This is a genomic window from Hyunsoonleella ulvae (genome assembly GCF_016827605.1).
Taxonomy (GTDB): domain Bacteria; phylum Bacteroidota; class Bacteroidia; order Flavobacteriales; family Flavobacteriaceae; genus Jejuia; species Jejuia ulvae.
Map to the genome: position 1 here is coordinate 776,442 of NZ_JAEPJQ010000001.1, position 23,784 is coordinate 800,225.

Annotated in this window: 13 protein-coding genes; 6 read left to right on the plus strand and 7 right to left on the minus strand. The window is 35.1% G+C overall.

Annotated features, from left to right (window positions below; all coding sequences use genetic code 11):
* Window positions 1–121: 121 nt before the first annotated feature.
* The 7 genes from JS605_RS03635 to panC form a co-directional block, all read right to left on the minus strand.
* Entirely contained in the window at window positions 122–4,357 is a 4,236-nt protein-coding gene (locus JS605_RS03635; RefSeq protein WP_203256303.1) for a LamG domain-containing protein, read from the minus strand.
* A 133-nt stretch (window positions 4,358–4,490) separates the two neighbouring features.
* Entirely contained in the window at window positions 4,491–6,386 is a 1,896-nt protein-coding gene (locus JS605_RS03640; protein ID WP_203256304.1) for a LamG-like jellyroll fold domain-containing protein, read from the minus strand.
* A gap of 242 nt (window positions 6,387–6,628) precedes the next feature.
* Window positions 6,629–7,987 (minus strand): DNA repair protein RadA, encoded by a 1,359-nt coding sequence (gene radA, locus JS605_RS03645; RefSeq protein ID WP_203256305.1) that lies wholly within the window; start codon window positions 7,985–7,987, stop codon window positions 6,629–6,631.
* Window positions 7,988–8,090: 103 nt separating this feature from the next.
* Window positions 8,091–9,242 carry an alpha/beta hydrolase gene (locus tag JS605_RS03650; protein WP_203256306.1) on the minus strand — a complete coding sequence of 384 codons (1,152 nt, stop codon included), beginning with the start codon at window positions 9,240–9,242 and terminating at the stop codon, window positions 8,091–8,093.
* Window positions 9,243–9,311: 69 nt separating this feature from the next.
* Complete coding sequence (locus JS605_RS03655) at window positions 9,312–10,280, minus strand: lysylphosphatidylglycerol synthase transmembrane domain-containing protein (protein WP_203256307.1); 969 nt, start codon at window positions 10,278–10,280, stop codon at window positions 9,312–9,314.
* A gap of 4 nt (window positions 10,281–10,284) precedes the next feature.
* Window positions 10,285–10,635 carry an aspartate 1-decarboxylase gene (panD, locus tag JS605_RS03660; RefSeq protein ID WP_109351728.1) on the minus strand — a complete coding sequence of 117 codons (351 nt, stop codon included), beginning with the start codon at window positions 10,633–10,635 and terminating at the stop codon, window positions 10,285–10,287.
* A 13-nt stretch (window positions 10,636–10,648) separates the two neighbouring features.
* Window positions 10,649–11,500 (minus strand): pantoate--beta-alanine ligase, encoded by an 852-nt coding sequence (gene panC, locus JS605_RS03665; protein ID WP_203256308.1) that lies wholly within the window; start codon window positions 11,498–11,500, stop codon window positions 10,649–10,651.
* A gap of 108 nt (window positions 11,501–11,608) precedes the next feature.
* Between panC and JS605_RS03670 the strand changes: the two genes are divergently transcribed.
* The 6 genes from JS605_RS03670 (at window position 11,609) to JS605_RS03695 (ending at window position 23,763) form a co-directional block, all read left to right on the plus strand.
* Window positions 11,609–12,418 carry a glycogen/starch synthase gene (locus JS605_RS03670; RefSeq protein ID WP_203256309.1) on the plus strand — a complete coding sequence of 270 codons (810 nt, stop codon included), beginning with the start codon at window positions 11,609–11,611 and terminating at the stop codon, window positions 12,416–12,418.
* 26 nt (window positions 12,419–12,444) lie between these two features.
* Window positions 12,445–14,190, plus strand: a complete 1,746-nt coding sequence (locus JS605_RS03675; protein ID WP_203256310.1) for a DUF4270 domain-containing protein — start codon at window positions 12,445–12,447, stop codon at window positions 14,188–14,190.
* 161 nt (window positions 14,191–14,351) lie between these two features.
* Entirely contained in the window at window positions 14,352–16,199 is a 1,848-nt protein-coding gene (gene glmS, locus JS605_RS03680; RefSeq protein ID WP_203256311.1) for a glutamine--fructose-6-phosphate transaminase (isomerizing), read from the plus strand.
* 194 nt (window positions 16,200–16,393) lie between these two features.
* Window positions 16,394–19,219: a TonB-dependent receptor gene (locus tag JS605_RS03685; RefSeq protein ID WP_203256312.1), complete on the plus strand. Its 2,826-nt coding sequence runs from the start codon at window positions 16,394–16,396 to the stop codon at window positions 19,217–19,219.
* 11 nt (window positions 19,220–19,230) lie between these two features.
* Entirely contained in the window at window positions 19,231–20,784 is a 1,554-nt protein-coding gene (locus JS605_RS03690) for an SGNH/GDSL hydrolase family protein (RefSeq protein ID WP_203256313.1), read from the plus strand.
* Between the two features lie 237 nt (window positions 20,785–21,021).
* Complete coding sequence (locus JS605_RS03695; protein ID WP_203256314.1) at window positions 21,022–23,763, plus strand: 2-oxoglutarate dehydrogenase E1 component; 2,742 nt, start codon at window positions 21,022–21,024, stop codon at window positions 23,761–23,763.
* Window positions 23,764–23,784 lie beyond the last annotated feature (21 nt).

Genomic DNA, 23,784 nt, shown 5'->3' on the forward strand with positions numbered 1-23,784 from the left:
TAAATAAGTCACTATTAAATTAGAACATGCTAATGATATTGAATAAAGCATCTAAACTTAAAAAATCTGCTAGCTACAATTTTATCGTTCAAATGCATCGTCATTATACATGTTTTCTTTTTTATGGTTTTACTAATTTTTTAGCAATTACCTCATTAGTATACATACTCAATACAGCGATATACGTACCACTTGCACTGTTGGGCATTTCTAGTCCATTTTCAAGGACTGTACTGCCCACATCCTGTAGCTCCATTATGGATTGCCCTCTTATGTTATACAGCGCAAACCGTTTTACCTCTCCATTGAGTTTCTTAGCATATAATCTGTTATCTAAAACATCATAATACACATAGTTTTCCTGAGCTATTGCTTCTTCATTGCTTAAAGTAACCGCTTCTGACTGGAATACGATTTCTAACCTATCATTAAAGATTCCCTGCTCTGAAGTAAAACTATAGGGCTGATTGTTCCTTAGGTTAAAATATTCTCCTGTCAGGTAGTCCCTTAAATAAATTTCCTGGTCTTCTGGCATGTTCTCCAGCTCTGATATTCTAATCTCGAACGCATGGTCCCCAGATGACCTAAAATTCAATGGCACCACCTTATCTGGAGCTATCTCCCCATAGGCCTGAATGTTCATATTCTTGCCTTCCATAACCAAACTTAAGTCATTATTACTTGCATCATGGGTCTCGGCATCATAACCATAATCATAACCATCGGTAGTTTGGCTACTAAAACCTAGCAATAATTCTCGTTTTGTATCTGGACCTGTTACAGCTTTAAACTCTAAACGCATCTTCTGAAGACTGTCTGTTTTAACTTCCGCTGTTTTGGTTTGTTCTGTTTTGGATTTTTTATTATTATTTTTCAGGAATACCGACCCATTATTGTAGCTACCATCTGCATCGGTTTCCTTTATGAAAATACGTTGCCCATTGTTGAACTCTACGTTACCATCAGCTACAATCTCGGTAATGAATCCTTGACCTACTGGCAAGTATCGTGTTGGTACTTTTGTTCCCTCTAGGCCTCCTGTTGTGGCACCTTCTAAACCAATAAACTGTGAGGCTCTTATCGCTCCTGTTTTATTTATCTGAGCATAGCCTCCATTGTAAGCATCTAAATTATGGGACGTACCGCTCCATTGTTGCCACAATTGTAAAGTTCCATCTATCACGCCTACATTATCGTCTATAAATTCATGAACGTCTAATGCTGATGGATAGGGGTTACCCAATAAAAACTCGGTCTTACTTGTTCCTGCTACAGAACCTGCGCCACCTCTATCTTCTACGGCTACTAGGATTGTACCGTTGTTAGGCTTACCTTCAAATAAATATTGCTGCTCTGGCAGGGCTGTACCGGTACCTTTTTGGGTATAACCTATACCAGCACTTATGTCAGTGCTCTGCGTAATCTGGGCCCAATCGTAGTAGGTTAATCCATTTATGTAGGTGTAAAGCCAATAGGTACTTATATTGCCGTTGGCCGTGTAATTTGTAGTAAAGTTACACGCTAAACCAGATTCGTCCCTGAGCATACGAACATTAAAGGGGGAATTATTTGTATTGTTACTTGACGTATTGTTGTCCTTATAGCTAGTGGCTCGTAATGTCCCTATGGGAGATGCCCAATAATTGTACCAGTATGGACTCGATGTCCCCTCTTGGCGTCTTAGCACCTTACCCTCTGATGAGGTAACGAGATCGCTCGTCATGGTCTGTACCAACTGAGAATCCCCTAAAAGGTCTAGGGTACCGCTTAGGTCTAGGTACCAGGTATTCGTAATGGAATGATCACTTTCAACGGTTAAAGTTGCTCCAGAATCTACGAGTAAGCTTGAAAATGAAATATCTTCATCAATAGTAACGTCGTTTGATATTTGCACTATTCCATGCGCATTAACGGATGATGGGTTTTCTATATCCCATACGTTACCATGCTCCCAAGTAGACTCTGATGTCCATGACCCTGAATTTGATGCCAAATAAGGCATTGGAGCTGTCTGATCTTGAATAGTAGAGATGTAATGTATGTATAACCATTTATCATATCCTGAATAATCTGTTGTTCTTCCCATAACAATATTGGTCATAGGGTAATAAGCAATCAAATTACTCCAAGGTATCGTGTTACTAGTACTAGTATCGTGTATAGGCTTTATTACTGTTTCTCCTCCAACTACACCACCGCTCTGTTGTATCTCTTGATATACCATCTGACTGATTTGACTGGATGTAAGTGCTGTATCAAACACCCTTACTTCATCTATATCTCCTTTAAAGTATAAATGGTCTGAAACATCTTCTGTTGACAGTCTCCCAATTTCAAAATTATCGTTTGAATTCTCTGTGCTACTAATATTAGCACCTGTATTTCCAACATTTCCTGAATCACTCTGAACACCATCAACATATAAAAATACATCGCCAGTGGCACTAGAGTAGGAGCCAGTAACATGATGCCATTCATCATAAGCAATTGCTGTACAACTACAACCTATAGTTACTGGGGCATTACCATCGGTTGTTATAGTAAACATAGGTCTATTACCATTATCTAACCATAATTTACACCCCGTATCTTCTCCAGCAATTACCATGTCTGTCGTATTTCCAGAATCTGTTTTTACCCAAGCCATGATGGTAACATTACCCAAGCCATCTATAAAACTATTTGCTGACAAATAATCGTCTACGCCATCAAAATCAATGGATGCATAAGTTGGAGGGTTGATATCAAACAAATCCCTATAATCTAAATCTCCTCCTAAGGTTAAGTCAAAATCTGCATCTGGTAATATAGATAAATCTGTTGGGTCTTCTATATCTTCATTTACATCCCAGATGTTATCATTAACACCAGTAGTTTCAAATGCATTATTTAATCCGTCTGAATCAACATCTACAGCCGTAAAAGTATCTGCCATCCCATTTTCTTGAATATCATCATAATTATCATTATCGGAGTTCAAATCAATAAAATCTGGAATATTATCATTATCAGTATCTTGAGGATAAATTCCACTTCCATAGGCTAGATCTATTCCTGTTACAGGATCTATTGTTCCTGTTGGTAAAATATAACCCAATGTAGACTGCCCTTCAACATTATCGGGAATTCCATCGTTATCTGCATCTATATCTAAATGATTAAAGAAACCATCTCCATCCGTATCTTCACCCCTTACAATATTTAATGAATTTGCATTAAAATCTAAAAACTGACATTGTGTGAATGACATCCCAAACAATCGTGTGCTCGTGAATGAAAAGGTTTTTATAGCTTGCATTCTCATGGAAAAAGAATTTCCAACAAACTGATAATAAGCTCTAAGCACTTTTAAGTCAGAGAAACCTGGTCCTTCTTGCAGTCCAGATGCACTTATTTGAATATCTCCTCCCAAATCTAATATTTCTAATGAGGATGGATTTTCTATACCGTATGCAGCAGGGTTATAATATACTACTGACTCTTTTACACCACCAAAGCCATCACAGTCCCAAGTTATCCCATTAACTCTAAAAATTTCAGTTGACGGTGTAGTAGTTCCTGCATTTACTATAGTAAAATTAAATGTGGCCCCAGGTGTTCCTGTTCCAGAAAAAGTTAGTCTTGTTTGTAAATTACTAGGTGTATCTACAGTATCATCATCAATATTGTCAATTGTAGTATTTGTTAACTCTGTGATTTCCATCAAGATGTCATATCCTTGGATAGAATTACTAAACCTATAAACAGCACCAACTGTATCTATTGGTCCTGTGCTTGCTGCTGCATCATAAACTCCATTTTCAAATGCTAATTCAGGTAATGAACATTCAAATCTATTTTCTCCTAAATTCTCAATGGCATCTGGTATTCCATCATTATCATCATCATAATCTAAATTATCTATTATACTATCTCCATCTGTATCTGGCTGTGAACTACAATTGGCATCTCCTCCTGAAACATTAAAATAAATATCGTGTCCTGTGGAATTTGCGGCACTACCATTATCATTTATTACCTCTGTTCCTGCTACTGTAACTGATACATAACTTGAAGAATTCCATCCGTCATTGGCTATATCGTATAATTTTATGTAATAATTAGTACCATTTGCAACACAGCCTAAGTTATACTTTGAACCGTAATCATTTGTAGAACCTTGCTGAGATGAAACATAACACTGATTATCATCACAAATAGTAGCAATCAAGTCGTTTGATGTATTGTAAACTTCTAGCTTATTTTCATAAGCATCGTTATCCCAAACAACGATTATTTGCACGTCAGAATATTGCGAAAAAGAAAAATTAAACGCAAAAAAGGTTAAGAACAGACTAAAAAGTAGTTTTAGTTTCATAATTAACAGATTTGGGGTAATCAAAATTATATAGTGTTAAGTTGTCTCATATTTTTACTGGTTAGGCATAAATCTGAATAACAACTGATTTTATATTGATAAATATTATATTTCTCTTTTTTATTAAAGCACTTTAATCGGTCACATCTTCTCTTGCTAGCACGTCATTAAATTTAGTGTCTGCCTCTATTAACAAAGAGTTTCTTTCTAAATTTAAAGTTCCTTCCAAATCAAGGTAACTCGTTATCTTTAATTGTACACTTTGTTTTGTATCTCCTATGGTAAAAACCAAGTCTTCATCGTTTTGATAATGCTTTTTATCAACTATTAATGCCATTGCCTTAAAATCATTTACAGTATTTGCGTCCTCTGATAATTTTAAGGGCTTATTCAACACTACATTATTTCTTACATGATAAATCCCCCATTTATAATCCTCATCTGAGTTGGACATATTATCGATAGTACCATCACCTGGAATTGCCCATTCATCTCCATATAGCCAAGTGCTTTTTTCATACCAATACCCATCTTGCTTCGTTACAAAAGGCATTGGTGCTGTTTGCGGATTTAAGGCTGCCATGTTATGAATAATTGCCGTATTGCTTTTATTGGATTTATCTTCAACTTTAGCGTCTACGATAGCCGTCATTGGGTAGTACATTTGTAAATCTTTCCAATCTACTAAGCCTATTTGATTTGGTGTGATAGTACCTTTAAGCACTCCGTTTTCATTTTTAATTTCTTGAAACACAATAGCTTTAATCTCTTTATCACTCAAGGTAGTATTGAACAAACGAATTTCGTCCATGCTACCTGTATAATATACATTAGACGCATCATGCTCTTTAGCCATCATGAATTTTTCGCTTGTTTTTGTAACCTCACTGTAAAATCCAACTATATCTTGTTTTCCTGGATAAGCTAAATTTTGATGATGTACCCACATACCATCTATTGAGATGTCTGCGGTATCATTTTCAAAATCAATTACAACCGCTACATGTCTCCATATCCCCTTTTTTAAGCCATATTTCCTTGAAAATTTCACAGTATGTAGACGACCAAACGGTGTTTTAAAGTGTCCTTCAACCTCTAAAGTAGACCCCACTGATTTTAATTCTAAGGCGTTATCCTCTCCAAAAAGGAAAGACGAAACGGTGCTTTCATCTTCAGCATCATTCTTAATCCAACCCATTAATGTAATACCTTTAGCATTTGTTTCATTGAATTTAGAAAGTATTGCCTTTCCTGAAACATAGTCGTCCATCCCATCAAAATGAATAGCGGCTTTTTCTGGCGGATTGATATCATACAAATCACGATAATCTAAATCTCCATTAAAGCTTAAATCGTTATCGCTATCTGGTAAAATATTGTTTTTTATTTCATCTTGAATGCTATATCCATCTCTCTTTTTGTTTCCTTCAAATACATCATCTAAACCATCAAAGTCTTTATCGGAATTAGAAATGGAATTTGCCATACCATTTTCTTCAATGTCTGGAGTACCATCGCCATCACTATCACTGTCTAAATAATCGTATGTGCCATCACCATCAGTATCTATGGGTTTAAGTCCACTGTTATAGTTGTTACAAATTCCTGTTTCAGGATTTGTTGCGGCACTAGGCGGTTTATATCCTATACTAGATTGTGCTTCGATATTATCTAAAATACCATCATTATCACTATCTAAATCTAGGTGATTGGGAACACCGTCATTATCTCTATCTAAACTTTTACAGATACCGTAATTATTCAGAGCTTCGAAATCGGGATCTTTAAAATTGACCGTACCATCTTTATCTATGTCTTCATCAGGGTTTTTACCAAAAGATTCATCTACATCACTTATACCATCGTTATCATCGTCTAGATCTATGATGTTAGCAATACCATCTTTATCAGAATCTTCTAATTGATGGTTTGATGCTTTAGCAGCGTTTTCCCTCGTTTTTTTTTGTGCATTGCCAAGAACAACACAAAATGTAAGCAGTAAAACACTTAAACGTAGTTTTAGCTTCATATAATGGTCGATTTAGGTTGTATCAGATAGATTAAACTAACTGAACTACATTTGAAATAAATTGAGGGAAGACTATTTCAAACTAATATTTTACTATTTGTGGATTAAGTAATTGGAGCAAATCTAGATTAAATAATCGACAAAAACAACAAAAAATCGGATAAAAAGCATATTTTTTCCGACAAACAAGAATGAAGTGATAGTTTTCAAATTTTATGAAAGGAAAGTTTTGGACAAAAAATTTAGACTATACTATCAACCAAATCCTCAATTTTTGAAATCAACTGAATCTTAATCGATGTGTTTTTTAATGCTATTTTATTGTATCTTGATATAAATATAGTTGAAAAGCCCAATTTTTCAGCCTCCAAAATGCGTTGTTCAACACGCTGTACGGGCCGTATTTCTCCAGAAAGTCCAACCTCAGCGGCAAAACAAAAATCATTTTGTAATGGTTGGTCTTCATTTGAAGATAAAATAGCTGCTACTACTGCCAAATCAATTGCGGGGTCATCAACGGTTATGCCTCCAGTGATATTTAGAAATACATCTTTGGCACCCAAGCGAAAACCAGCACGTTTTTCTAGAACTGCTAATAGCATATTTAAGCGTTTTGCATTAAACCCAGTAGCACTTCGTTGTGGTGTACCATAAACTGCCGTACTTACCAAAGCCTGTACTTCAATCATTAAAGGACGCATTCCTTCCAAGGTTGCCGCAATGGCATTCCCAGAAAGCTCTTCATCTTTTTTGGAGATTAAAATTTCTGAAGGGTTTGATACCTCTCTAAGCCCCGAACCTTGCATTTCGTATATACCCAGCTCATTTGTTGAACCAAAACGATTTTTATGCGCTCTTAAAATTCTAAACACATGATTTCTATCGCCTTCAAACTGCAATACCGTATCTACCATATGTTCTAAAATTTTAGGCCCTGCGATATTGCCATCCTTTGTTATATGACCTATTAAAATTACTGGTGTAGCCGTTTCTTTGGCAAACTTTATAAGCTCCGTAGTACATTCTTTTATTTGGGAAATACTGCCAGAGGACGACTCTATATAATCACTATGTAATGTTTGTATGGAGTCTATGATAACAATATCGGGTTCTAACGCCTCTATTTGCTTGAATATATTTTGAGTTTTGGTTTCCGTAAGGATATAGCAATTGTTATTTTCTGGGTTAATACGTTCTGCACGCATTTTTATTTGCTTCTGGCTTTCTTCTCCAGAAACATAAAGCGTTTTGTAGGGTAACCTCAATGAAATTTGAAGCAATAAGGTACTTTTCCCTATACCTGGCTCCCCTCCTAAAAGGGTTAACGACCCTGGTACGATGCCTCCACCTAAAACTCTATTAAATTCGTTGTCCAGACTACTTAATCGTGCTTCTTCCGAAAGATCTATATCCTTTATCTGTAAAGGTTGTGATGCTCTTTTTTTAGGATTAGATTGAGTTTTCCAATCGTTTTTTTCAGGTTTTTGCAATACTTCTTCTACAATAGTATTCCATTCTTTACATGCGTTGCACTGCCCTTGCCATTTGGCATATTGTGTGCCACAATTTTGACAAAAAAATGTAGTTTTTACTTTTGCCATGTAGTATTAAGTTGGAAGTTAGAAGTACAAAGCATAATGCTTTCGTTTAAATGTATTTTTTCTCTCCTTTGGGTTTTGGTGCTTGGAACTTTGAATTTTATATTTAGTATCCAAAATCTTCTTTTATGGCATCTGCCAACTCTAAAACTTTATCTTTTGTAATACCTGCTATTTCATCCAAGGTATAGGCAGATTGGTAGGTTTTCATTGCTTTTTTTGGTTCTCCTGTTTCTTCGTAAAATCTTCCTATGTAGTAATTACCCAATAATGTTTTTGGGTATTGCTTTCTGGCAAGCTTTCCTAATGGTTCGTAATATTCAAATAATTCAGTTTTTTCTATGGCTGCAGCAATGGCTCTAAAATCGTTGATAAGTATTTGCTTATCTATACCAAATAAATCCTGTATGGCTTGATATTTTTCTTCTAAATACACTACTGGAGAAATCTCCAATTCTAAAATTTCTTCTTTATACTCTTCCTTACTAATGGGTTGAAATACCTTGAACATATTTTGAAGTGCATTGGGAATGGCGTGCGCAGGTGCTGAATAATGCGTGGCGTTTTCAAAACTATTGAAACTATATGATAAATTCTTGTTTTCTATCGCAGATATATCAGAGTGCAAAGCTTCAGACATTTGCTTTAAAGATTTACTATCTGCACTAGAATTTGCTAAATAATAAAACAGTTTTGATTCCATTTTGGATAAACTCTCTGGAATATAATCTAGCATGTTAGGGGCTAACTCTGGGCTTACAACAATGTAGCCTTGGAATAACGGATTAGACTTTAAAAGGTAATAATTAATAAAATTTGCGGTATTACCATGACCAACTGCTACCCTAAAGTTTGCTGTCCTGTAATTAGTTTCAATATAAGGCACTAATTCCATACCTAAAAATTCAAAAAAAGCAGCTCCCGTTTCAACTGGCAAAGAGTTTTGCTCTGAATATAAACAATCATCATAACGGGTATCCACTTGGTTTATCCCAACCACAATGGCTTCTGGCATATCTTCCCAATAAGAATAATAATCTACATTACCTGCTACCGCTTCAAATAGATAATCGCCATCCAATACCACAAAAATAGGATAGTATTTTTCCTCATTTGTATTGTAGCCTCTAGGCAATTGGATTTTAATTTGACGTTCTCCCCCTAATTTTGAAGATTGAAAGTTCTCATACTTTACTTGGGCATTTACACAATTAAGCACAAGCAAAAACATCAAAATGAGATTAATAGCTTTTTTCATTTCTAAAATGATTTGAGATTTTTTTATACCGCCAAGGTAGTAAATAAAGCTAGAGATTAAAAGCCTGTCCTAATTATGTCCTGATGTTTTCTTTCTATTGAAAACGGGTAAATAAATTAAAGACAGTCCTCCAAAAATTATAATGAGTAAAGTTTGTGAACCCCACATTATCCAGCCAAAAGCTCTACTTGGTTCTTCTGGAAGATTAAACAAAGAAAACGCTAGCACTATGGCTTCAGGGTAAGAACCTATACCTCCATTGGTTGCTGCAATACTAAAACTAGCGGCTATAAAACCAATTAAAATAGCTGCAAAAGGCACGTTACTGGTTTGCTCTAAAGCAAATGAAGTTACATAAAACATTAATACGTACATAGCCCAAATAAATAGGGTATGAAAAATAAATGCCCATTTCTTCTTCATTTTAAATATACTCAAAGCACCTTCCACCAAACCATTCACAAAACTCTTTATTTTTAGGGCTATTTTTGATGTGCTTTTTTTTATGTATCTGAAAAAGAAAACGAGAAGCACCGATAATCCAGCCACAGCTAGTATGATTTTTGAAGGGTCGAACTTTTCAACTAAAAAACCATAAATAAAATCGAATTGCAGAAATAATGTTATAGCAATAATCCCTAACATTACTATCATATCTGCAATACGTTCTGCAACTATAGTTCCAAAACCTTTTTCAAACGGTACGTCTTCATAATTTGTTAAAATTGTAGCTCGTGCCACCTCTCCAGCTCTTGGAATTGTATAGTTAATTAAATAGGTTGCGAAAACAGCCATAATACTATTTCCCAGTTTAACATTATAACCCATTGGCTCTAATTGGAATCGCCAACGATAGGCTCTTGATAAATGACTAAGCAAACCAAAAAATACACCAAGAATAATATATGTATAATTTGCTTGCTGAAAATAATCAATAAGCTTTTTAATTGAAATTTGCGATAAAGAATACCAAACTAAAAACACTCCCAATAATAAAGGGAGTGCAATGGTTAATATTCTTTTTATTTTAAGATTCAAACTTCTATTTTAACAAGTTTGTGGCTTCATCTGGAAACACAAGCGATGGCTTAAACACTTTCGCATCCTCTATGTCCATAAATGCATAGGTTATCAATATTAAAGTATCACCTACTGAAACCCTTCTAGCAGCCGCACCATTTAAAGTAATCTCTCCACTTTTACGTGGTCCTGGAATACAATAGGTTTCCAAACGTTCTCCATTATCATTATTTACAATTTGAACTTTTTCGCCTTGTATAATGTTCGCAGCATCCATTAAGTCTTCATCAATAGTGATACTACCTATATAATTGAGTTCTGCACCTGTGCATTTAACTCTATGAATTTTAGATTTTACTACTTGAATTTGCATGAGGCAAAGTTAATTAATTTAAAGCGATATTATCAATAAGTCTAATCTCGCCAGCATAAACAGCTATAAACGCCCTATACGTTTTTTTATTTGATTTTCGTTTTACTGGTTTTAGGGTTGAAGCGTCTGCTATTAAAAAATATTCTAACTCTAATAAATCGTGAGTTGCAAACTGGTTATCAACCCATTCCGATACTTTTCCTGCACTTTTTGTGCCAAATTTTGTTTTGGCAATTTTTAAGGTTTTATAGATAAATGGTGCCGCTTCTAAATACTCTGGTTTTAACCTAGTATTTCTAGAACTCATTGCAAGCCCGTTAGTCTCACGATGAATTTTACAACCCACAATTACTACGGGTAATTGGTGTTTTTCTACAAGTTTTTTTATAATTTGAAGTTGCTGAAAATCCTTCTCGCCAAAATAGGCTTTGTTGGGCTTTATAATTTCGAAAAAGCGCTTTACAATAGTACCCACACCGTCAAAATGTCCATGACGAAATTTACCTTCCATCTCAAATTCCAAACCATCAAAATCAAAAGACTGTGACACTGTATTTCCTTCATAAATATCATCTACTGTAGGTGCATAAACAATAATAGTATGATTACTCACCGTTTTGAGCAACTCAACATCTTTTTCTAAAGTTCTGGGGTACTTATCTAGGTCGGTTTTATTATCAAACTGCGTTGGGTTTACAAAAATGCTTACTACTACCGTATCATTTTCTTTTAACGCTCTAATTACCAACTGTAAATGTCCTTCATGTAATGCCCCCATCGTGGGTACCATTCCAACGGATAAACCTTTTGATTTTAATGCCTCAACCGCATTACTAATTGTATTTTTTTCAGTGTAAACCTTCAACTTTTCATAAAAATTAACGCGTGCAAACTTAAGATTTTACGGGGACTTTGCATAAATTTTTGTACTTTTGCGTGTTTTTATTTTTGAATCTTCAAAAGCAAACCATATATGAAAGATAAGAGGATATTGTATGTATCATCTGAAGTAGTGCCTTATTTACCTGAAACTGAAATTTCTTCAATGTCGTTCGAGGCGCCTAGAATGGTTAATCAACAAGGTGGTCAAATTAGAATTTTTATGCCAAGATATGGCAATATTAACGAAAGAAGACACCAATTACATGAAGTGATAAGATTATCCGGTATCAACTTGGTAATTAATGATTTGGATATGCCACTCATCATTAAAGTAGCTTCTATACCTAAAGAACGTATTCAAGTCTATTTTATAGATAACGACGAATATTTTAAAAGAAAAGCAACGTTAACCGATGAAAACGGCGCATTGTTTTCTGATAATGACGAACGTGCCATTTTCTTTGCCAAGGGTGTTATAGAAACAGTAAAAAAGTTGAACTGGTCTCCAGATGTAATACACGTCCACGGTTGGCTAGCTTCATTACTTCCACTTTACTTAAGAGAATATTATAAAGACGAGCCTCTATTTAATGAGAGTAAAATAGTAACTTCAGTATACAATCAAAGTTTTAACAATACGTTAAATAAAGATATGGTCAATAAGATTAAATTTGACAACATAAACGAAGAAGCTATAAAATCTTTAGAGGAGCCTTCATATAACAACTTAATGCAAGTTGCAGTGGATTACTCTGATGCTTTAATTATGGGTTCTGAAGTTTTACCAGAACATTTAGAAAAGTATATTAAAGATTCTAACAAGCCTGTGTTAGAATATAAAAGTAAAGATGAATTTGGAGAAGCATACACTGAGTTTTTTAACACTGAAGTTTTAGGTTAATACTCCAAATTATCCTTTAGATATTTATGAATAAGATATTGAAAGCCCCTCGCTATGCTGTTGCCTTATTGGGTATTTTTTTAATAGCATTAAGTTGTGATACAGAGTACAGTTCTATAGAAAGTAGTGTTCTAGGAGAAAATAATTTTAACTTCAATGCTAGTGCTTACGAAATTCCTATTAAAACATACAACAAGAACTTATCAGCACAACAGATAAATGGGTTAACGGCCAACTTGCTTGGTTTTTTCAACGATCCAATTTATGGGCAAACCACTGCTAGCATAGTTACACAAGTTGTTCCATCTAGTTTTGCTACAAATAGCGCTACTATGTTTGGAGTAAATCCTGTAATAGAATCCGTAACGCTTACCATCCCTTATTTTAGTACGCAAACAAGTATAGATACAGATGGGAAACCTGAATATAAAATAGACTCATTATTTGTTGAAGACAACAATCCAGAAAATATCAAAGAAATAAGTTTAAAGGTATATGAGAATACATATTTTTTGAGAACTTTCAATCCAAACGATTTAGAAAACAACTCTCAAAACTATTTTTCTAAAGCTGATGGAACAATAAACAATATTGATAATTTTTCTGAAATTGAAAGCGGCACAATTAATTTTGACGAACATAAAGGCTTGATGTTTTGTGACAGCCTATACACCATATCTCCTGATGCAAGAGAGATAGAGACAGAGATTGAGAACACTCCGTCGACGTTTTTACCTCCAGCTCTTGTTCTTGAATTAGCAACAACCCAAACGAGTAAAAACCGTTGGCAATCCTTAATATTGGATCAAGCTGGTTTACCTACTCTTAGCAACTCTAACAATTTTCTTAATCATTTTAGAGGGTTGTACATAAAAGCCCAAGCAGTAAATAATCAAGGTAGTATGGTATTGCTAAATTTAGCAGACAGCGGAGCAACCCTTACAATAAATTACTCCAGCGATGATGGCACCGATGCAGATACTGATAGAGACACGGGAAGTTATACACTTAACTTTACTGGTAACAGATTAAATACATTTATAAATAACTACAACTCTATTTTACCTACAACACCCAATACTACCGAGGGCGATGAAAAATTATATTTAAAAGGCACTGAAGGTGCTATGGCTGTTATTGAACTATTTAGTGGCATTGGAGATTGTGGAGAGGATGCTCTGGAATGTTTTAAAACGTTTTTTAGGGAAACTGATGAAAATGGTAATGTATTGGACCCAATTAACGAACAATACAGACTTAAGCGCTTAATAAATGAAGCGCATCTAGTTGTTTATGAAGATAATGCTTTTATAACACCTGAAGACCCAAAAGACCTCAATGGTGAAGATTATCACAGGTATGACAGGCTATATCTTTACGATTTAGAAAACAACGCTCCCATTTTAGATTACAATACAGATATTACTACAGATGCTAGCAATCCTCTAATATCAAGAACATTTAGCTTAGGTAGAAGGATAACTGATGAAAATGGCGTGTCTAAATACAAACTTAAAGTCACAGATCTACTAAACAACATTTTAGTTAGAGATGCCGATGTTAACAAATTAGGGTTAGTGCTTACCAACAATGTTAATATTAATTTAAACACCTCGTTATTAAACAGTGTAGATAACGTTACAGGCACACCTGCAACCGCTATTATTACACCCAGAGGTACTGTATTACACGGCAGCAACACAACGGCTACAACTAGTGATGGAACAAGTAAAAAATTCCGATTGGAAGTGTTTTTTACTGAATTAAAATAGATTAGGATATTTGTTGCATGTTCTCTATTGAGAATTAATTCAAAAAGTGAAGTGGCTTTTATCGTATAAAACAATACGTTCACATAAATATTTATGAGTTATAAATATTTATTTTTCATATTTGCCATTAATTATATAACCCCAAAATCAAATTAAAAACTATGTGTGGAATTGTTGGATATATAGGTCATAGGGATGCTTACCCAATTGTTATAGAAGGTCTTAAACGTTTGGAATATCGCGGATACGATAGTGCAGGTATCGCTTTATATGATGGTACAGATTTAAAGGTATCAAAAACTAAAGGAAAAGTTTCTGATTTAGAAGCATCTGTTGCAACTAATATTACTAAATCAGGTAATCTAGGAATTGGGCATACCCGATGGGCTACCCATGGCGTACCTAATGATGTGAATTCCCATCCACATGTTTCAAATTCGGGAGATCTAGTGATTATCCATAACGGAATCATTGAAAATTACGAGTCATTAAAACAGGAGCTTATAAAAAGAGGTTATACCTTTAAATCTGATACTGATACAGAAGTCCTTATTAACCTTATAGAAGAAGTTAAAACCAAAGAGGGCGTCAAATTAGGTAAAGCAGTACAGATTGCCTTAAACCAAGTTGTTGGCGCATACGCCATAGCGGTATTCGATAAAAACAAACCAGAAGAAGTAGTTGTAGCGCGTCTAGGAAGCCCGCTTGCAGTAGGGATAGGTGAAGATGAATTTTTTATCGCTAGTGATGCTTCCCCTTTCATAGAATATACTAAAAATGCTATTTATCTGGAAGATGAAGAAATGGCTATCATTAGATTTCATAAAGGCATAAAAGTTAGAAAAATAAAAGACGACTCTTTAGTAGACCCATATATACAAGAACTTCAATTGAACTTAGAGCAGATTGAAAAAGGAGGCTACGAACACTTTATGCTTAAAGAAATTCACGAGCAGCCAAAAGCAATCAATGACACCTATAGAGGTCGTTTACTAAGAGATGAAGCTATCATAAAAATGGCTGGTATTGAAGATAATATGAAAAAGTTCTTAAATGCTAATCGTATTATTATTGTAGCTTGTGGTACCTCATGGCATGCTGGTTTGGTTGCAGAGTATATCTTTGAAGATTTAGCACGTATTCCTGTTGAAGTTGAATATGCATCAGAATTTAGATATAGAAACCCGGTTATAACTGAAAACGATGTACTTATAGCTATTTCACAATCAGGAGAAACAGCTGATACTTTAGCAGCTATTAAAATGGCTAAAGCCAAAGGTGCATTTGTTTTTGGTGTATGTAATGTAGTTGGTTCTTCTATTGCAAGAGAAACAGATGCAGGGGCCTATACACATGCTGGACCTGAAATTGGAGTTGCGTCAACCAAAGCATTTACTACTCAAATTACAGTTTTAACCTTAATTGCTTTACGTTTGGCTAGAGCCAAAGGCACTGTTTCAAGTTCAGACTTCCGTCGCTACTTATTAGAAATGGAAATGATTCCTGAGAAAGTAGAGAAAGCTTTAGAATCAGATGCTCATATAAAAGAGGTATCCAAAATATACAAAGATGCTTCTAACTTTTTATATTTAGGTAGAGGCTATAATTTCCCTGTAGCTCTAGAGGGTGCTTTAAAACTAAAGGAGATATCCTATATTCATGCTGAAGGCTATCCAGCTGCAGAGATGAAGCACGGCCCTATAGCATTGATTGATGAAAATATGCCAATCGTTGTTATTGCTACAAAAGCTGAACACTATGATAAAGTAGTGAGCAATATTCAAGAAATAAAATCTAGAAAAGGTAAAATTATTGGAGTTATTACAGAAGGAGATACTATAGTTAGAGAACTAGCTGATCATGTTATCGAAGTTCCCGAAACCATAGAAGCTTTATCTCCATTATTAACAACTATACCTCTTCAATTATTATCTTACCATATAGCAGTAATGTTAGATAAAAATGTAGACCAACCCAGAAATCTTGCAAAATCTGTTACTGTGGAATAATTTTTAAATAGGGATTTTAAAACTAGAATCCCTATTTATTTTTTTATATTATTCATTTTTACTCCTGTTTTTTGTTAAAAATATAAATTTTACTGCTTTTTTTTAACAAAATATACTATGCGTGCATAATTTTTTTATATTTTTAGTGCCAACCAAATAATAAACTCCTTTATTAAGTAAACTAATTAATATAAATGAAAACAATACTCAAATTTATTTTGTTGTTGTTTTGTGCAAGTAGTTTTGCCCAAACAACTATTACAGGGACCGTTAAGGACGATAGTGGTCAACCTATACCAGGAGCCAATATTATAGTACTAGGTACAACCACTGGTACGGTTACTGATTTTGATGGTAATTTTACTTTGACAGCTAATCAAAATCCTCCATTCACAATCCAAGCTAGTAGTGTAGGTTTTGAAACGGTAAACCAAGAGATAACCTCAAATAACCAAAACGTTGATATTATTTTAAAAGAAGGTAATGAACTTGATGAAGTTGTAATTTCAGCATCACGTACACCCGAGCGTATTTTTGAATCTCCTGTAACCGTGGAAAGATTTGGTATTAAGGCTATAAAAAACACTGCTTCAGCTGATTTTTATGGCGGACTAGAAAATTTAAAGGGTGTGGATATAAACACCAACAGTCTTACATTCAAATCAATTAATACAAGGGGATTTGCAACCTTTGCCAATACGCGCTTTATGCAATTAGTAGATGGTATGGACAATTCTGCTCCTGCACTTAACTTTCCATTAGGTAACCTTTTAGGAATGGTAGAAACCGACGTACAAAGTGTAGAGCTTTTACCAGGTGCATCATCTGCACTTTATGGCGCCAACGCTTTTAACGGGATATTATTTATGACTAGTAAAAACCCTTTTGACCATGAAGGTGTGAGAGGTTATATTAAACGAGGTATTACATCTCAAGAAGCAGCAGGAAATAACGATTATACAGATGTAGGCATAAGTGTTTCACATAAATTTAGTGATCATTTTGCAGCCAAGGTAAACTTTGGATATCTAAAAGGCACCGATTGGTTTGCGACTAACTATGACGATAAAGATACTCCCGGTGGCACGAGAGAATCTAACATTAATTATGATGGAGTTAACGTATATGGCGATAATGTAACTACAAATATTAGAGATGCGGCACCAGCAAGTATAAAAGGTATAATACCAGATGTAAATGTTAGTAGAACTGGTTATAGAGAAATAGATCTAACGGATTATGATGCTGAAAGTGTTAAAGCTGATTGGGGGTTATATTTCCGCCCTTGGGGTAACGATTTTGAAATCCAATATGTTGGAAAAGTAGGAACAGGATCTACCATTTACCAGGGAGCACAACGTTATAGAATAGATGGATTTTCATTACAGCAACATAAATTAGAAGTTAGAAATGATGACTTTTTCATAAGAGGCTATGTAACATCTGATAAAGCTGGCGACACTTATGTAATGGATGTTGCAGGTCCAAATTTATTACAAGCATGGAAATCTCATCAAGATTGGTTTGGAGATTATATTGGTACTTATGCTGCTTCTGTTTTAGGAGGTGCTACTGATGCACAAGCCCATAATGCTGCAAGAATAGCTGCAGAAGAAGGAAGACCTGATTTAGAATCAGATGAATTTCAACGTCTTTTCAATCAAGTTACATCAGACACTGATTTCTTGACAGGCTCTGCATTTAAAGATAATTCCAAAATTTATCATGGAGATTTAAACTACAATTTCAAGGATAAAGTAGATTTTGCTGAAGTACAAGTAGGAGGTTCATATAGAACATATCGTTTAAATTCTTTTGGTACTATTTATGCTGATGCTAATGGTCCCATTACATATTCAGAATTAGGAATTTACACCCAACTACAACGTTCTGTTGACTTAAATGAAAGTTTGGAACTCAAATTAACAGGATCTATCAGATATGATAAATCAGAATTGTTTGACGGCTTCTTCTCTCCTAGAATCTCAGCTGGATTAACAGTTAACGAAAATCATAATTTCAGAGCTTCATTCCAAACTGGATTTAGAAACCCAGATACACAATCGTTATACATTGGATTAAGAACTGCCTTAGGAACTTTAATTGGTGGTGCAACCGATATTGGAGAACGCTATTCTAGAGATTATGACGTAAGCCAGTTTGCACAAAACAACCTTGGTCAACCATCAAGTATTACCCAAACAGGAGCAGCAGCTTATACTAATTCGCTTTTTGCTTCAATTGCCAATGGTTTAGGAACCCATGATCCATCATCTAATGGCAGTAATTTTATTGGTAACTCAAGTTTTGCAGAACCTGAGCAGGTTAGTTCTTTTGAGCTTGGATATAGAGGAAAAGTAAGTGGTTTTATAATAGACGCATCTGCCTACTATAGTACCTACAACGACTTTCTAGCCAATGAATCTGTAATTGCACCACTTTATGGTAATGTATCTAACTTTGACCTAACAGGCTATGATCCAAATAACCCAGCTTCAGTAGCAGGTCTTAATGCAGATACCCAACAAATATTAGCAGCTTTGAGTAACGGAGATGTAGTAGGTTATCAAACATATACAAATACTGAAGAAACAGTTAACTCCTATGGTGCCGCTATTGGAGTATCAACAAAAGTATTTGATGATTTTGACTTAAGCGCCAACTACACATGGGCTCGATTAGACTTTGATGTTGCTGGTAATCCAGATTTTAGGACCAATTTCAATACACCAGAACATAAAGTAAAATTAGGCTTTGGAAAAACAGAGCTGTTCAAAAACTTTGGATTTAACCTTGCTTGGAGATGGAGCGATAATTACTTCTGGGAAGCTTCCTTTGGTGATGGAGAAATACCTGCATTCAATGTATTAGATGCACAAGTTAACTATAGGATACCAAACCTAAAAACAACTATTAAGGCTGGAGCCACTAATCTATTAGCGGATGAATATTTTACTGCCTTTGGAACAGGTTTCATAGGATCTCAGTATTATGTAGCGTTAACCATCAACAATCTTTAAAAATTTAAGCAATGAAAAATATAAAATACATCATTTTATCAATATTAGCACTGAGTTTTTTAGCTTGTGAGAACGAAGAGTTAGAAGAACTAAGAAATAAAAATAGTACTGAAGAAATAATACTTCCTGAATTAACTTCTGGATCTGCAGATTTTTCTAACTATGTGGCGGTAGGCGCATCATTTACAGCTGGTTTTACTGATGGCGCATTGTTTATAGCTGGTCAAGAAAATTCTTTTCCAAACATTCTGTCGCAACAATTTATGAAAGTTGGTGGTAATGAACTTACGCAACCTTTAATGGATGATAATATTGGAGGTTTACTTATAGGAGGAATGCCAAACCCTGAATTCTTACCAAGATTATTTTTTAATGGTACAGGACCTCAAAGATTACCTGCAACACCAACAACTGAAGGTACAGCAAATTTAGGTGGTACTTTTACTAATATGGGGGTGCCAGGAGCCAAAAGTTTTCATTTATTATTTGACGGTTATGGTAATCCTGCAAATTTATCCCTAGAATTAGCAAATCCTTACTATGTAAGAATGGCGTCTAGTCCAACAGCAACGATTTTAGGTGATGCTTTGGCTCAAAACCCAACTTTCTTCACGCTTTCAGAAATTGGAGGAAATGATGTTTTAGGTTTTGCTACTTCAGGTGGAGATGGTTCAAATCCTATTACAGATACCGCAACTTTTGACGCTTCCTTTAACGCTTTAGTAGGTGCTTTAACCTCAAACGGGGCCAAAGGTGTTGTTTCCAATGTGCCCTATGTTACTGATTTGCCTTTTTTTACAACTGTACCAAATAACGCCTTAGTTCTGGATGCTGCTACAGCTGCACAATTAACTGGTGTATTTCAAGCTGTAAGTGGTATTTTTCTACAAGGAGCTGTTTTGCAGGGGGTCCCTATTGAACAAGCGCAAGCACTGGCTGCACAATATGCCATTACATTTAATGAAGGCCCTAATAGATGGATCATTGATGTACCCGTTACGCAAACAAATCCGTTGGGCTTTAGACAAATGACAGAAGATGAGTTACTAGTTTTAACCATAGACCAAGCTGCATTAGCACAAGGTTATGGCACTGTAGCTTTAACCCCTGAAGTTCTTCAAGTTTTAGGGCTATTACAACAAGGAGGCACTCCAACACCAGAACAAGCAGGATTAGTTTTAGCTGCTGTAAACGGTATTGATGATAAAGATGCGTTAGATAGTGATGAACTATCTGAAATTATAACTGCAACAGATGCTTATAATGCTACCATAGAAAGTGTGGCTAATTCTAATGAAAACATTGCTTTAGTTAATTTAAATGCCATACTTAGCGAACTAGCCAGTACTGGAATTAGTTTTGATGACTTTACCTTAACAGCAGGTTTGGTTACAGGGGGTGCGATTGGCTTAGATGGTATACATCTTAATGCTAGAGGATACGCTCTTATGGCTAACAAATTCTTAGAAGCCATAGACGAAGCTTTTGGTTCTAACTTTGTGGCATCTGGTAATCTTGCAAAAGCAAGTAATTATCCCGTAAATTATCCCTTTGCATTACCCTAACAAATAAAAACACATTGTAACTAACCCAAAAAAACACCTTTTAAATTAAAGGTGTTTTTTTGTTCCTTAAATTTTCAAACCATTTATATGAAAATCTCTAAAATTTTAACGGTTATTTTAGTGGATTTGTTAAAACACCTCTAAGCTTTTACAAATACTTTGAAACACCTATCTTTTTTTCCTAAAAGTTGTATTTTTGAAGAATGTTTTTTCAACAAGCGATAGGATACTATAACCATGGATAAATATTCCTTCTTAAATGCTGCACACACAGCATATTTTGCAGATTTATACGACCAATATTTGCAAAACCCTGATAGTGTTGAACCTAGCTGGAGAGCCTTTTTTCAGGGCTATGACTTTGGTTCGGAAAATTACGGATTAGATGGCGAGATTATTGAAGGTGTTTCAACTCAAATTCCAGAACACATTCAAAAAGAGTTTCAGGTAGCCAGACTTATTGATGGTTATAGAAGTAGAGGGCATCTATTTACCAAGACAAATCCTGTTAGGGACAGGAGAACTTATACGCCAACATTGGCTTTAGAAAACTTTGGATTGTCTGAAAGTGACTTGGATACGGTATTTAATGCTGCTGAAGTTTTAGGTCATGGAGCGCAACCTCTAAGAGAAATTTTAAAACGCTTAAATAGTATTTATGCTGATTCTATTGGGGTTGAATATATGTATTTGCGTAATCCTGAAGTAATTAAATGGTGGCAAGATAAACTAAATACAAATGACAATCATCCGTCATACTCACCAGAAACTAAAAAGTACATCCTTTCTAAGTTAAATCAAGCGGTTACTTTCGAAAACTTTCTGCAAACCAAGTATGTTGGTCAAAAACGTTTTTCACTGGAAGGAGGAGAATCTTTAATTCCTGCCATAAGCAACGCACTTTACATGTCAGTTGAAAAATATGGTGTAAAGGAATGTGTTTTAGGGATGGCGCATCGTGGACGTTTAAGCACACTTGTAAATATCTTTAGAAAACCACTTCGAGAACTTTTTAGTGAATTTGATGGAAAAGATTTTGAAGATGAAAATATTGATGGGGATGTAAAATACCACTTGGGTTTAACTTTAGATAAAACCTATCAAAACGGTAAGTCTATTAAGATGAACTTAGTGCCAAACCCCTCGCATCTAGAGACTGTAGGCCCTGTTGCCGAAGGTATTACACGTGCCAAAATAGACAGTGATTATGATGGGGACGATTCAAAAATATTACCAATTTTAGTTCATGGAGATGCAGCAATCGCTGGGCAAGGTATCGCCTACGAAGTTGGACAAATGAGTCAATTAAATGGCTATAAAACTGGAGGTACAGTTCACATCGTTGTAAATAACCAAATAGGTTTTACTACAAATTATTTAGACGGGAGATCGAGTACATACTGTACTGATGTAGCAAAAGTAACCCTATCTCCTGTAATGCATGTAAATGCTGATGATGCTGAAGCTGTGGTTCATGCTGTAGAAATGGCATTAGATTATCGTATGCGTTATAAAAAAGATGTATACATTGATTTATTAGGATATCGTAAATATGGCCATAACGAAGGGGATGAACCTCGTTTTACACAGCCTAATTTATATAAGAACATTTCAAAGCACCCTAATCCATTTAAAATATATTCTGATAAATTAATCGCTGAAAACACCATAGATAAAGGCTATTCAGATGCGATAGTTAAAGAATTTAAAGACACTTTAGAAAAGGAATACGAAAAATCAAAAGAAGCAGAATCATCTAAAGTTCGTGAATTTATGCAGGAACGCTGGGATGGTTTTGAGCGTAAAGGCATTGATGCAATGCTTCTAAGTGAAGATACAACATACCCAGAAGAAAGTCTTAAGCATATCTCTAAAGTAGTATCTACAGTACCTGAAGGACAAAAGTTTTTACGTAAAGCTGAACGTATTCTTGAAGGAAGAGCCAAAATGGTTTTTGAAACCGACAACTTGGATTGGGGAATGGCCGAAACGTTAGCTTACGGAAGTTTAATGGAAGAAGGCTACAATGTTAGAATTTCTGGACAAGACGTAGAACGTGGTACATTTAGTCATAGACATGCTATTCTGCGTGATGTCATATCTGAAGAGCGTGTAAATTTATTAAACACCAACCCCAACAATAAGGGGAATATGGATATTTATAACTCATTCCTATCTGAATATGGTGTTCTTGGTTTCGATTATGGTTACGCCATGGCTAACCCAAATACGCTAACCATCTGGGAAGCTCAATTTGGCGATTTTAGTAACGGTGCACAAATTATATTCGATCAGTATTTATCTGCAGCCGAAGATAAGTGGAAGGCACAAAACGGAATTGTTGTTCTATTACCTCATGGATATGAAGGCCAAGGTTCAGAGCATTCATCGGCGCGAATTGAACGTTACCTGCAGTTGTGTGGTAACGATAATATGATTGTCGCAGACTGTACAACACCTGCAAACTTTTTCCATCTACTAAGGCGTCAAATGAAACGTGATTACAGAAAACCACTTATTGTTTTCACGCCTAAAAGTTTATTACGCCATCCAAAAGCAATATCCTCCATTAAAGCATTAGCTACTGGTGGTTTTGAAGAAGTTATCGATGATACTATAAACCCAGATAACGTTGAAAAACTCGTTTTCTGTACTGGTAAATTTTATTACGACCTTTTGGCAAAAAGAGAGGAATTGAATTCCACCAATATCGCATTAGTTAGAATTGAACAATTATTCCCGTTGCATTTGGATAAAATTCAAAAGGTTATAGACCGCTATAAAAATGTAAAAACCTATGTTTGGGCACAAGAAGAACCAGAAAACATGGGTGCTTGGAGTTACATGTTACAACGTATGCGATTGGTACCTCTTGAAGTAAATTCCAGATCTTTTGCTTCAGTACCGGCACCAGGTTCGAGCACAAGAGATAAAGCAAGACAACAACGTGTTATCAATACTGTTTTCGATATAGAATAAAAATAAATTAAAAAATAATTA